General features: G+C 60.8%; 10 protein-coding genes. 4 read left to right on the forward strand and 6 right to left on the reverse strand.

Annotated features, from left to right (window positions below):
* Positions 1 to 39: 39 nt before the first annotated feature.
* Complete coding sequence (gene lon, locus CQ007_RS08415) at positions 40 to 2,439, reverse strand: endopeptidase La (RefSeq protein WP_105645052.1); 2,400 nt, start codon at positions 2,437 to 2,439, stop codon at positions 40 to 42.
* An 89-nt stretch (positions 2,440 to 2,528) separates the two neighbouring features.
* Positions 2,529 to 4,550 (reverse strand): S9 family peptidase, encoded by a 2,022-nt coding sequence (locus CQ007_RS08420; protein WP_105645054.1) that lies wholly within the window; start codon positions 4,548 to 4,550, stop codon positions 2,529 to 2,531.
* A gap of 66 nt (positions 4,551 to 4,616) precedes the next feature.
* On the opposite strand from CQ007_RS08420, the gene CQ007_RS08425 reads away from it, so the two are divergent.
* The gene (locus CQ007_RS08425) at positions 4,617 to 4,982 is read left to right on the forward strand and encodes an MFS transporter (RefSeq protein WP_105645056.1); all 366 of its coding nucleotides are present in this window, start codon (positions 4,617 to 4,619) and stop codon (positions 4,980 to 4,982) included.
* Positions 4,983 to 4,989: 7 nt separating this feature from the next.
* On the opposite strand, the gene CQ007_RS08430 is transcribed toward CQ007_RS08425, so the two are convergent.
* From CQ007_RS08430 to cysK, 4 genes are all read right to left on the reverse strand, one after another.
* Positions 4,990 to 5,568 carry a TetR/AcrR family transcriptional regulator gene (locus tag CQ007_RS08430; protein WP_105645058.1) on the reverse strand — a complete coding sequence of 193 codons (579 nt, stop codon included), beginning with the start codon at positions 5,566 to 5,568 and terminating at the stop codon, positions 4,990 to 4,992.
* 202 nt (positions 5,569 to 5,770) lie between these two features.
* On the reverse strand, positions 5,771 to 5,977 hold the full coding sequence (locus CQ007_RS08435) for a cold-shock protein (RefSeq protein ID WP_105645060.1): 207 nt from the start codon (positions 5,975 to 5,977) through the stop codon (positions 5,771 to 5,773).
* Between the two features lie 272 nt (positions 5,978 to 6,249).
* Positions 6,250 to 7,995, reverse strand: coding sequence for a bifunctional isocitrate dehydrogenase kinase/phosphatase (aceK, locus tag CQ007_RS08440; protein WP_105645061.1), 1,746 nt, complete (start codon positions 7,993 to 7,995; stop codon positions 6,250 to 6,252).
* An 85-nt stretch (positions 7,996 to 8,080) separates the two neighbouring features.
* Positions 8,081 to 9,055, reverse strand: a complete 975-nt coding sequence (gene cysK / locus CQ007_RS08445) for a cysteine synthase A (protein ID WP_105645063.1) — start codon at positions 9,053 to 9,055, stop codon at positions 8,081 to 8,083.
* 102 nt (positions 9,056 to 9,157) lie between these two features.
* On the opposite strand from cysK, the gene CQ007_RS08450 reads away from it, so the two are divergent.
* From CQ007_RS08450 to CQ007_RS08460, 3 genes are all read left to right on the forward strand, one after another.
* Complete coding sequence (locus CQ007_RS08450) at positions 9,158 to 10,237, forward strand: DUF748 domain-containing protein (protein WP_371919809.1); 1,080 nt, start codon at positions 9,158 to 9,160, stop codon at positions 10,235 to 10,237.
* Between the two features lie 124 nt (positions 10,238 to 10,361).
* Complete coding sequence (locus CQ007_RS08455; RefSeq protein ID WP_105645065.1) at positions 10,362 to 11,207, forward strand: MoxR family ATPase; 846 nt, start codon at positions 10,362 to 10,364, stop codon at positions 11,205 to 11,207.
* Positions 11,208 to 11,221: 14 nt separating this feature from the next.
* Positions 11,222 to 12,400, forward strand: coding sequence for a VWA domain-containing protein (locus tag CQ007_RS08460; protein ID WP_105645067.1), 1,179 nt, complete (start codon positions 11,222 to 11,224; stop codon positions 12,398 to 12,400).
* Positions 12,401 to 12,667 lie beyond the last annotated feature (267 nt).

A 12,667-nucleotide genomic window follows, 5' to 3' on the forward strand; every position in this document is an offset into this window, starting at 1 on the left:
GGAAAATACGAGGGCGGCCTGCGGGCCGCCCTCGTGCGTTCAGGCGAACAGCACCTTGGCTACATCGCCGTAGCGCGAAGCGAAATGGATGGTCATGCCCTGTTTCAGGTAGTCGGGCAATTCCTCGTAGTCGCCGCGGTTGGCTTCCGGCAGGATCAGCTCGAAGATCGATTGGCGCCGTGCGGCGATCACTTTCTCGCGTATACCGCCCACCGGTAGAACCTGGCCGGTGAGGGTGATCTCGCCGGTCATGGCGATGCCTGGCTTCGGCGCCTGGTTGCGCGCCAGCGACAGCAGCGCACTGGCCATGGTGACCCCGGCGCTGGGACCATCCTTGGGCGTGGCGCCCTCCGGCACATGCATGTGCACGAAGGCCTCGTCGAAGAACCGGGTGTCGGCCTTGAAGTCCTTGAGGTGGGCGCAGATGTAGCTGTAGGCGATTTCTGCCGACTCCTTCATCACTTCACCCAGCTTGCCAGTGAGCTTGAAGCCGCGATTGAGCGTATGCACGCGGTTGACCTCGATCGGCAGGGTCGCCCCACCCATGGATGTCCAGGCCAGTCCGGTGATCACACCGACGCCCTTGAGGGTCTTCTCGGTACGAAATGCCGGCGCGCCGAGCAGTTCGGGCAGGTTCTCCGGCTTGATGCCCAGCTTCTGGTCTGGCTCCTGCAGCAGCTTCATTACCGATTTACGTATCAGCTTGGCCAGTTGCTTCTCCAGGTTGCGCACCCCGGCCTCCCGGGCATAGCCCTCGATCACCTGACGCAGGGCGCGGTCGGTGATGCGCAGCTGGCTCTTGCGCAAACCGGCACGCTCCAGTTGGCGTGGCCACAGGTGGTGCTTGGCGATGGCCAGTTTTTCCTCGGCGATGTAGCCTGACAGGCGGATTACATCCATGCGGTCGAGCAATGGGCCGGGGATGCTGTCCAGGGTATTGGCGGTACAGATGAACAGCACCTTGGACAGATCCAGGCGCAGATCCAGGTAATGGTCGAGGAACTGGCTGTTCTGCTCCGGATCCAGCGTTTCCAGCAGGGCCGATGCCGGGTCGCCCTGGTGACTGCTGCCGAGTTTGTCGATCTCGTCGAGCATGATCACCGGGTTCATCACCTTGACCTCCTTGAGGGCCTGGACGAACTTGCCCGGCATGGCGCCGATATAGGTGCGCCGGTGGCCCTTGATCTCCGCCTCGTCACGCATGCCGCCGACACTGAAGCGGAAGAACGGGCGCCCCAGGCTCTCGGCGATGGAGTGGCCGATACTGGTCTTGCCCACGCCAGGTGGGCCGACCAGCAGGATGATCGAGCCGCCGACCGAGCCCTTGAAGGTACCCAGGGCGAGGAACTCCAGAATGCGCTGTTTGACGTCCTCCAGACCGTCATGATCGCGGTCGAGAATGCGACGGGCGCGTTGGATGTCGAGCTTGTCCGAATGGGTCAGGCCCCAGGGCATCGCCGTGGCCCAATCCAGGTAGTTGCGGGTGACGGCGTACTCGGGGGAGCCGGTTTCCAGGATCGACAGCTTGTTGAGCTCCTCGTCGATCTTGCTCTGTGCCGCCTCGGGTAGCTGCTTGCCGACCAGGCGCTCGCGAAACTGCTCGATGTCAGCGGTGCGGTCGTCCTTGGACAGGCCCAGTTCCTTCTGAATGACCTTCAGTTGCTCCTTGAGGAAGAACTTGCGCTGCTGCTCGCTGATGGTGCGGTTGACCTCGGCGCTGATCTCGCCCTGCAGACGGGCCACGTCGATTTCCTGCTTGAGCAGTACCAGCACTTTCTGCATGCGTCGCAGCACCGGAATGGTGTCGAGCACATCCTGCAGTTCGCTGCCCTTGGCCGAGGTCAGCGCGGCGGCGAAATCCGACAGCGGGGAAGGCTGGTTCGGATTGAACCGGTTCAGATAATTCTTCAGCTCCTCGCTGTACAGCGGGTTCAGTGGCAACAGCTCCTTGATCGAGTTGATCAGCGCCATGGCGTAGGCGCGTACCTCGTCACGCTCGTCGCTGGGGGACTCGGGGTACTCGACCTCCACCAGATAGGGCGGTTTGCGGCTCAGCCAGTGGCTGATGCGTACCCGGGTGAGTCCCTGGGCGATGAACTGGATCTTGCCATCCTCCCTCACTGCCTGGTGGATCTTCACCGCGCAGCCGGTCTTCGGTAATTGCGCCGGATCCAGTTCGCCGCTGTCTGGCAACGGCGTATCTACCCAGAACAGCGACAGGGCGTGATGCGGGGTGTTGGCGACCCGCTCGATGGTCTCCGACCACGGCTGCTCATTCACCACTACCGGCATGACCTGGGCGGGGAAAAACGGGCGATTGTTGATGGGCAGCAGATACAGTTTTTCCGGCAGCCGCTGGCTGGGAAGCACCAGCCCGGTTCCGGGTTGGCCGGTCCGGTCCTGCTCAATGTAGTCCGGCACGGCGTCGTGATCAGTCATGAAGCACCCTTTGTGTGAACTGTCGTATATACCAAGGTGGTGCCTGCGATGGGGGATTTCAATGGCTGAGACAGCGGCGGGCCGGCTGGCTACTGTGGTTGGCCGTGATCTCCGATGACTGCCAGCAGGAAACTGTACTCTTCGGCCAGCTCCTTCATCGACTGGTAGCGGCCGCTGGCGCCGCCGTGCCCGGCACTCATCTGGGTGCGCAACAGCAGCGGACGGTCATCGGTCTTGCTGTGGCGCAACTTGGCCACCCATTTGGCCGCCTCCCAGTACTGCACACGCATGTCGTGATAGCCGCTGGTCACGAACATCGCCGGGTAGGCCTGCTCGCGCACTTGCTCATAGGGCGCATAGGCCCTGATTCGTTCGGCCACTGCCGGCTCGTTCGGGTCGCCCCATTCCTCGTACTCGCCGATGGTCAGCGGCAGAGAGGGGTTATTCATGGTGTTCCACACATCGACGAAGGGCACGTCGGCGACCGCGGCGGCGAACAGCTCGGGCCGCTGGTTGATGACGTTGCCGATCAGCAGGCCACCGGCGCTGCCGCCGGCAATCACCAGCTTGCTGCTGTCGGTGTACTGCTGGTCGATCAGGTGCTCGGCGCAGGCGATGAAATCGTTGAAGGTGTTGCTCTTGTGCTGCAGCTTGCCTTGCTGGTACCAGGCCTCGCCCATGTCCGCGCCGCCGCGCACATGGGCGATGGCGAACACCCAGCCACGGTCGAGCAATGACAGGCGCGCATGGGAGAACCAGGGGTCCATGCTGGCGCCATAGGCGCCGTAGCCATACAGGTAGAGCGGGGCGGGCGAAGCCAGGGCCGTCGGCCGCCCGACCAGGCTGATGGGGATGCGCGTGCCGTCCGCGGCGCTGGCCCATTCGCGGCGCACCTCATAGTCGTCGGCATCGAAGTGCCCCTCGACCGGGGTCTGCTTGAGAATGCTCTGGGTGCCGCTGGCCAGGTGCAGGGCACGCACCTGGGCAGGGCGGTTGAGCGATTCGTAACGCAGGCGGATGTGCTCGCTGACATATTCCTCTCCACCTTGCACGTGCAGGCTGTAAACCGCATCGGGCATGCTCACCTCATAGGCATCGCCATTGACCGGGTGTACCTCGAGTCGGGTCAGTCCTGCCTCGCGGTAATGCAGCAGCAGGCCATGCTGTTGCACGCTGAAATGTTCCAGCGTGCGCTGCGGGTCCACATCGATCAGCAGTTCCCAGTGCGGTCGCAACGGGTGACATGGGTCGGTGCGGTACAGGGCGAAGTTCTCACCGCGGTCGTTGCTGCGGATCAGCAGGCCCTGGGGGCCATGGTCGACATGGTATTCGTGGCCGCTGCTGCGGCGGCTGAGCAGTTGCCAGTCCGCCGCCGGCTGATCGGCTGAGACCACGCGTACCTCGCTGGTGTTCTTGCTGTCGCTGGCCAGGATCAGCCACTGTTCCGAGCTGCTACGGTAGGCATGCAGATAGAAGCGCTGGTCGGCCTCGTGATAGACACGCACCGGCGGGGTACCCAGTTGCAGGCGCCAGAGCGTGGCCGGGCGTGAGGCCTCGTCCATGCTGATGGCAAACAGGGTGACGCTGTCGTTGGCCCACACCAGACTGCCGTCGGCCTGATCCAGTGGCAACTCGCTGATATTGCCGCTGGCCAGATGCTTGAGATACAGGCAGTACACTTCATCGCCCTGGCGGTCGAGGCTGTAGGCCAGCCACTGATGGTCGGGACTGATGGCAAAGTCGCCGAGCTGCAGAAAGCCGTCGCCGGCCAGCTCGTTCATGTCCAGCAACAATTCCTCGTGGTCTGGATCGGTCTCGAGGCTGCCATCCTCCGGCCGCGGGCAGCGATAGGAGCGCGGATACTCGGCGCCGGCTTCGGTACGCTGGTAATACAGCCATGGTCCCCACACAGCGGGCAGCGACAGATCGGTTTCGCGGATACGTCCACGGATTTCCTCGAACAGCAGTGCCCGCTGGTCATTGTGACTGCTCAGCCATTGTTCGGTATGGCTGTTTTCAGCATTCAGGTGGCTGATCACTTCGTCGCGGTCGCGCTGTTCCAGCCAGGCATAGGGATCAGGCGTCGCATCACGGCGAGTTGATGGGGGCATGGTTGTAGGACTCCAGGGACAAAAAAGTTATTATAGCCGCTCGTTCATTGGCAACCGGGCACCAGCATGTTCAACGAGGCGGAATACCAGACAGTGTGGATGATTTACCTTGCCGCTGCAGCCTGCTGCTGGTTGGTCTGGACACAGTTGACCCGCTGGGTCGGGTGGTGGTTCATTCGGGAGCCGCTGTGGCTGGTGATGGCGGTGATCCTGTTCACCCCGGCGCAGATCGATCCACTCGAACCGTGGCTGGCACCAGCGGTGATCGGTTTGGCGTTGGATACGCTGCTGGGTAGCGGAGAGAATGCCGGCAAGTTGCTGGGCGAGCTGGTCCTGGTGATGGCGCTGGCTGCGCTGGCCTACATCGGTTTTGCCTGCCTGCGCCTGGGTTGGCGGCACTGGCGGAGCGGCCGGAGCAGCTCCGCGGCCTGAACGGGTCTTACTCTTCGTTCTTTTGTTCGTACATGATGCGCGCCAGGCGCATGATCTGCTCCTGGAACTCGGTCCGCTGGCTATCGGTCATTGGGCAGATGCCGACCTGCTCGAACAGGCGGTAGCCGCGCACCGAGAAGAACAGCACGGCGGCCTGAGCCAGCCCCAGTGGTGATTTCTCGAGAATGTCGAACAGCCCCTGGACATCGTCCGAGGTGGTCTGCAGCAGCGCCGGGTTGCTCGCCGCAGCGGCGAAGATCGCCGAGTCCAGGTTCTTCTCCTCGGTGGACTCGCTCATGTTGCTCAGTAGCAATGCCTTGAGTTCGCGCATGGGCTCATCGGGCAGAACGCTTTCATAGGCACCCCAGCGCACGCGAAAGCGCTCCAGGCGATGTTCGATCATCGCTGTCAGCAATGCTTCACGGTTGGGGAACAGGGTGCTCAGGGTGGCTTCATCAACGCCGGTGCGCTCGCTCAGGGTGGCGAAGGTCAGCTGGGAAGCACCCAGTTCGCTGACGATGGCTTCCGCGGCGCGGAACAGGCTCAGGTGAAGTGAATTGCTCTGTTTCTGGTTGGTGCTGTCCACTGCGAGAACCTCATGATCTGGACGTCTGGATAGAGGTTGCGAACAGAATGGATGGAATGACTCTGTCGCCCTCGGGTCATTGCAGCATAGGGTACGACGTCGGGGCGGTGCAGGCGAGTGATTTTTGCCCCGGGCGGGCTGGGAGGAGGACAGATACAAGAAAACCCGGCCGAGGCCGGGTTTTCTGTTCAGACATCAAGGATTAGTTGATGATCTGAATGTTCGCAGCTTGCTTGCCCTTAGGACCAGTAGTGATGTCGAAGGACACCTTCTGGTTCTCGGCAAGGGATTTGAAGCCCTGAACCTTGATTTCGGAGAAGTGGGCGAACAGATCGTCACCGCCGCCGTCCGGAGTAATGAAGCCGAAGCCTTTGGTGTCGTTGAACCACTTAACTGTACCAGTTGCCATTTCAGATAATTCCTATCAAATTGAAATACTTGAGCAATGCTCAATTAAAGCGTGGGAATCAAAGATTGCGAGAATGACAAACTTACGTACTGAAAGTGCGCTTGCAGCCTACTACTCTATCTCTTGAAAACCTACGCGCCCACTTTGCCCCGTAATACCGATCAAGTCAAGTTAATACTTTTATCGATGCCGGAGCTAAACGAACGAAATTCAGTATACGTCAGTTTGCGGAAATAGCACGCCTTTCGTCGGATAATTTTAAAGGCCCGTTTTCAGGCCTCGACAGCCTTGTCCTGCAGGCGATGGTAGGGGTACACGTCGATCACCTTGCCGTCGCGGATTTGCTGCTGTAGCCCCTTCCAGTAGTCCGCATCGAACAGCTCGCCGTGCATCTGCGCGAACAGTCGGCGCTGGCGTACGTCGGCGAACAGAAACACCGGGAACTCCTCGGGAAATACATCGTTCGGTCCGACCGAATACCAGGGCTCGGAAGCCATTTCCTGTTCCGGATACATGGCCTCCGGTATATGGCGGAAGTTGACTTCGGTCAGGTAGCTGATCTCATCGTAGTCATAGAACACCACCCGGCCATGGCGGGTGACACCGAAGTTCTTCAACAGCATGTCACCGGGGAAGATGTTGGCTGCCGCCAGTTGCTTGATTGCCAGGCCGTAGTCCAGCAGTGCCTCGCGGGTCTGGGACTCGCTGGCGGTCTCCAGGTAGATGTTCAAGGGCGTCATGCGCCGCTCGGTCCAGCATTGGCGAATCAGCACGCTGTCGCCCTGCAGTTCCACCATGGACGGTGCCACCTCAAGCAGCTCCTGCAGGCACTCGGGCTCGAAACTGTCACGGGCGAAGCGGAAGTCGGCGAAATCCTGAGTATCGGCCATACGCCCGACGCGGTCATGGCGTTTCACCAGGCGATATTTTTCGATCACCGTGGCGCGGCTGACATGCTTGGATGGCGCGAACCTGTCCTTGATGATCTTGAATACGGTATTGAAGCCCGGCAGGGTGAATACGGTCATGACCATGCCGCGTACGCCTGCGGCCATGACGAACCTGTCCTCGGGATTGCGTGCCATGTAGTCGATCAGCGCACGGTAGAACTCGGACTTGCCCTGCTTGTAGAAGCCCAGGGCGGTGTAGAGCTCGGCAATCTGCTTGCTGGGCAGCAGGCGCTTGAGAAAGCCGATCATCTCCGCCGGCACGACGACATCGACCATGAAGTAGGAGCGGGTGAAGGAAAAGATGATGGAGACTTCCGACTCATCGGTGATCAGGGTATCGACGCTGATACCTTCATTATCCTTGTGCACCAGGGCCAGCACGAAAGGCCACTGCTCGCCCTGGCTCAGCACCCGGCCCACCAGATAGGCACCCTTGTTGCGATAGAACACCGGCTGGATCAGTTCCACGGTGAGCCCGTGATCCAGCTGTGCCCAATCCGGCAGGCCCTGCCGCAGACACTGGACGATCAGCTGGCAATCACGTTCGAAATCCGCCCAGGGTGCATCGAAGGCATATTCGTCGAGGACCTGACGGGCCAGGCTGGTCAGGCAGCCACCGGAAATGAAACCACGGGTCAGTTGCACCCGCGACGGCTTGCGTACCGGCGGCCTGGTGCTGTGCACGAACATGGTGCGATCACTGATCTGGTCATGCCGGTGCATCTTGAAGAACACCGAGTTGAACCAGGTTTCCGCCAGGTCGTCGTCAAAACGATCCTCAATCAGCTCTATATAGGCATGCTTGATCGCTGGCCAGCGGTCGGCATCGAGAATGTCGCGGCATTGCGGGTCGGCTGACAGCCGGTGCTTGGTCTCGTAGATGCGTTCGTCATACAGGTTGATGCGGGCAGTGGAGGTTTCCTGTATTTCCGTCCACTGAGCCTGTTCGAACCGGGCGCGGGCGCCCTGGGTCAGATCGCGGAATGTCGTACGGTAGTCTTCGAAGGCATCCAGCAGGCGTTGGGCAACGTGCGCGGCGGTATCGGGCATGGGGGCAACCTGTAGCATATCGGGTGTGCTCAGGATAGCCAGTCAGAGAGGATGACGGAAGTGCCAGTACCGACCAGGCGGGTCGGTACTGGCGGTTGGACCCTCAGGGCACCAGTTCCTGCTCGGTGAACAGGTCGCTGAACAGCATGGTGGACAGGTAGCGCTCGCCGGAGTCGGGGAGGATGACGACGATGGTGCGGTTCTGCATTTCCGGTTCCTCGGCCATGCGTACCGCAGCAGCCATGGCCGCGCCGGAGGAAATGCCGCAGAGGATGCCTTCCTCGCGCATGATGCGCAGAGCCATATCCTTGGCTTCCTCGTCGGTGGTCAGCTCGACCCGGTCGATCAGGCTCAGGTCCAGGTTGCCCGGGATGAAGCCGGCACCGATGCCCTGAATCTTGTGCGGTGACGGCTTGAGTTCCTCGCCGGCCAGCGCCTGGGAAATCACCGGCGACAGCACCGGCTCGACGGCGACCACGGTGATCGGTTTGCCGCGGGTGTTCTTTATATAGCGCGACACTCCGGTCAGCGTGCCGCCGGTACCCACGCCGGATACCAGCACATCGATGCTGCCGTCGGTATCGTTCCAGATCTCGGGGCCAGTGGTCTTCTCATGGATCTCCGGGTTGGCCGGATTCTCGAACTGCTGCAGCAGAATATGCGTGTCGGGGGCGGCCTGGGTTATTTCCGTGGCCTTTTCGATCGCACCCTTCATGCCCTTGGCCGGTTCGGTCAGTACCAATTCGGCACCCAGTGCCTTGAGCACCTTGCGCCGCTCCAGACTCATGGAAGCGGGCATGGTCAGAATCAGCTTGTAACCGCGAGCGGCAGCGACGAAGGCCAGGCCGATCCCGGTATTGCCCGAGGTCGGTTCCACGATCGTCATGCCTTCCTTCAACAGGCCTCGGGACTCTGCGCTCCAGATCATGTTGGCGCCGATGCGGCACTTGACCGAATGCGAGGGGTTGCGCCCCTCGACCTTGGCCAGGATGGTCACGCCCTGCGGGCCGAGGCGGTTGATCTGCACCAGCGGCGTATTGCCGATGGACTGCGAATAATCTGCGAAAACATGGCTCATGGGTTGGCTCCTTGTAATGTGCCTGCGGGGAATCAGCCTATGCCCGGCGCAAGGGGGCGTCAATCGGTGGAACTACCGCCGGGTGAGTCAGTCCCTTTAAATATGAACAAGACCATGCGCATTTCCCTGCTGGCGGCGGTGGTGCTGGCGCTGCTGCTGATCATACTGCACCTGATGCTGCCCTGGCTGGTGCGCGAGTTCCTGAACGACAAGCTTGCCGACATGGGTGACTACCGTGGCCACATAGAAGATGTGGACATGACCTGGTGGAATGGCGCCTATCGCATCAACGGACTGGAGATCACCAAGACCGATGGTAGCGTTCAGGTGCCTTTCCTCAGCGTGCCGAGCATGGATATTGCCATCCGCATGCGGGCGCTGTGGAAGGAAGGGGTGTTGATTGGTGTCGTTGACCTCCACCAGCCGGAACTCAACTTCGTCGATGGTGACACCCAGGAGCAGAAACAGACCGGTGAAGGTGTCGACTGGCGCGCGCAGCTGGAGGATATGGTGCCGGTACGCCTCAACGAGGTGAATGTACACAACGGCACGGTATCGTTTCGCAATTTCTCCAGTGACCCCCAGGTCAACGTCAACGCCAGCGCGGTACAGATGACGGTGCGCAACCTGACCAATGCACCGGACGCCCAAGGCGAGCGCAGTGCGAGCATGAACGGCACGGCGGACTTCCTCGACCATGCGCCGATCGAGGCCAGGGCCTATTTCGATCCGCTGGGGCGGGTGGATGACGCCGACCTGCAGTTCCGCATGCTGGGCCTGGACCTGACGCGGATCAACGACTTTGCCTCGGCCTATGGCAAGTTCGACTTTCGTGCCGGTGAAGGTGACCTGACCATGGAGCTGGAGGTGCGTGAACGTCAGCTCGACGGTTACGTGCAGCCGCTGTTGCGCAATGTCGATGTCTTCGATATGGACCAGGACATCCGCGATGAGGACAAGGGCTTCTTCCGTGGCCTGTGGGAAGCCATCGTGCATGGTGGCCAGGAAGTGCTGCAGAACCAGCGCAAGGATCAGTTCGCTACCCGCATCGAGCTGTCCGGCAGCCTGGACAATACCGAGACCAGCGCTTTCCAGGCCTTTATCGCCATTCTGCGCAATGCCTTTGTCGAGGCATTCACTCCCCGTTTCGAGCGCGCGCTGGAACTGGAAGAAGAGGAATGATTTTGTCATTCATTGACTGAATCTTCCCTGTGCGTTTACACCCAATCGGGGCGCAAGCTATAGTCCTGGGCTGTTTATTGATTTGAATACCCGGCCGGGCCGGGTCTGGCTCAAGGAATTCCCCATGAAGTTCGAAGGTACCCAGTCGTACGTCGCTACAGACGACCTCAAGCTCGCCGTAAACGCCGCCATCACCCTGGAACGCCCTTTGCTGATCAAGGGTGAGCCGGGCACCGGCAAGACCATGCTCGCCGAACAGCTGGCCGAATCCATGGGCGCCAAGCTCATCACCTGGCACATCAAGTCCACCACCAAGGCCCACCAGGGTCTGTACGAGTACGATGCGGTCAGCCGTCTGCGCGACTCGCAGCTCGGCGTGGACAAGGTGCATGATGTGCGCAACTACATCAAGAAGGGCAAGCTGTGGGAGGCGTTCGAGTCCGAGGAGCGTGCCATCCTGCTGATCGACGAAATCGACAAGGCCGATATCGAGTTCCCCAACGATCTGCTGCAGGAACTCGACAAGATGGAGTTCTACGTTTACGAGACCAACGAGACCATCAAGGCCAGGCAGCGCCCGATCATCATCATCACCTCCAACAACGAGAAGGAATTGCCCGACGCCTTCCTGCGCCGCTGCTTCTTCCACTACATCGCCTTCCCTGATCGCGAGACCATGCAGCGCATCGTCGATGTGCATTATCCGGGCATCAAGAAGGAATTGCTGAGCGAGGCGATGGATATCTTCTTCGACGTGCGCAAGGTGCCGGGCCTGAAGAAGAAGCCGTCCACTTCCGAGCTGGTCGATTGGCTCAAGCTGCTGATGGCCGATGAGATCCCCGAGGCGGTGCTGCGTGATCGCGACCCGACCAAGGCCATTCCGCCGCTGTATGGCGCACTGGTGAAGAACGAGCAGGACGTCCAGTTGCTGGAACGTCTGGCATTCATGACGCGTCGGCAGAACCGTTAACGGGGGTACGCCCTATGTTACTGGGTCTGTTCAATGAAATGCGCGCTGCGAAGGTACCGGTATCGGTACGCGAGCTGCTGGACCTGATCAATGCGCTGAAGAACCATGTCGTGTTCGCCGACATGGACGAGTTCTATTACCTGGCGCGCACGGTAATGGTCAAGGACGAGCGTCACTTCGACAAGTTCGACCGGGCCTTCGGCGCCTACTTCAATGGCCTGCAGGACCTCAACGAGTTGCTCGAGGCGCTGATTCCCGAGGACTGGCTGCGCAAGGAATTCGAGCGTCTGCTGACCGACGAGGAGCGCGAGCAGATCAAGTCGCTGGGCGGGCTGGACAAGCTGATCGAGGAGTTCAAGAAGCGCCTCGAGGAGCAGAAGGAGCGTCACGCCGGCGGCAACAAGTGGATCGGTACTGGCGGCACCAGCCCCTTCGGTTCCGGCGGCTACAACCCGATGGGCATTCGTGTCGGCGATGCCGGCAAGCGCCAGGGGCGAGCGGCCAAGGTCTGGGAGCAGCGCGAGTACAAGAACCTGGATGATCAGGTCGAGCTGGGCACGCGCAACATCAAGGTGGCGCTGCGCCGCCTGCGCAAATTCGCCCGCACCGGCGCTGCCGAAGAGCTGGATATCGATGGCACCATCGACCATACCGCACGTGACGGTGGCCTGCTGAACATCCAGATGCGACCGGAGCGGCGCAACGCGGTGAAGCTGCTGTTGCTGTTCGATATCGGCGGCTCGATGGATGCGCACATCAAGGTCTGCGAGGAACTGTTCTCGGCCTGCCGTACCGAATTCAAGCACCTGGAATACTTCTACTTCCACAACTGTATCTACGAGTCGGTATGGAAGGACAACATGCGTCGCACCAACGAGCGCATGCCGACCATGGATCTGCTGCACAAGTACGGGCCCGACTACAAGGTGGTGATCGTCGGCGATGCGGCCATGGCGCCCTACGAGATCACCCAGCCTGGTGGCAGCGTGGAGCACTGGAACGAAGAGGCCGGTCATGTCTGGATCACCCGCCTGCGGGAGAAGTATCCGAAGATGATCTGGATAAACCCCTATCCCAAGGATGCCTGGGGCTATACCACCTCCACGCGGATCATCCAGGATCTGATGGAGGACCACATGTATCCGCTGACGCTGGAGGGGCTGGAGCAGGGGATGCGGTACCTGAGCAAGTAGGTTGTTGCGGTGGTCTGGCGCCGCTGTTGGTCTGTTGCTGATGATCTGAGTGGCCGCGTTTGCCGGTCGGGCCATGCAGACACGCCGCAAGTACATCCATGTAGGCTCGCGGTTGTCATCCATGACAACCGACGGTCTGCCTGACCCGCCCGGCAAACGCTGCTGGAAATGTCGGTGTGGCGGAGGGGAAACCTGCAATGTGCACAGACTCATCGGCGGAGTTTGGCGACTGGCTCTGGTGGACCGTTTGATGGCAGGGATGCCATC

The sequence above is a fragment of the Pseudomonas sp. MYb185 genome (genome assembly GCF_002979975.1).
Lineage (GTDB): Bacteria > Pseudomonadota > Gammaproteobacteria > Pseudomonadales > Pseudomonadaceae > Halopseudomonas.

Coding starts and splice junctions, on each gene's coding strand:
- cysK (WP_105645063.1), bottom strand. CDS start 9,055: ATGAGCCATGTTTTCGCAGATTATTCGCAGTCCATCGGCAATACGCCG.
- CQ007_RS08460 (WP_105645067.1), top strand. CDS start 11,222: ATGTTACTGGGTCTGTTCAATGAAATGCGCGCTGCGAAGGTACCGGTA.
- lon (WP_105645052.1), bottom strand. CDS start 2,439: ATGACTGATCACGACGCCGTGCCGGACTACATTGAGCAGGACCGGACC.
- CQ007_RS08420 (WP_105645054.1), bottom strand. CDS start 4,550: ATGCCCCCATCAACTCGCCGTGATGCGACGCCTGATCCCTATGCCTGG.
- CQ007_RS08425 (WP_105645056.1), top strand. CDS start 4,617: ATGTTCAACGAGGCGGAATACCAGACAGTGTGGATGATTTACCTTGCC.
- aceK (WP_105645061.1), bottom strand. CDS start 7,995: ATGCTACAGGTTGCCCCCATGCCCGATACCGCCGCGCACGTTGCCCAA.
- CQ007_RS08455 (WP_105645065.1), top strand. CDS start 10,362: ATGAAGTTCGAAGGTACCCAGTCGTACGTCGCTACAGACGACCTCAAG.
- CQ007_RS08435 (WP_105645060.1), bottom strand. CDS start 5,977: ATGGCAACTGGTACAGTTAAGTGGTTCAACGACACCAAAGGCTTCGGC.
- CQ007_RS08450 (WP_371919809.1), top strand. CDS start 9,158: ATGAACAAGACCATGCGCATTTCCCTGCTGGCGGCGGTGGTGCTGGCG.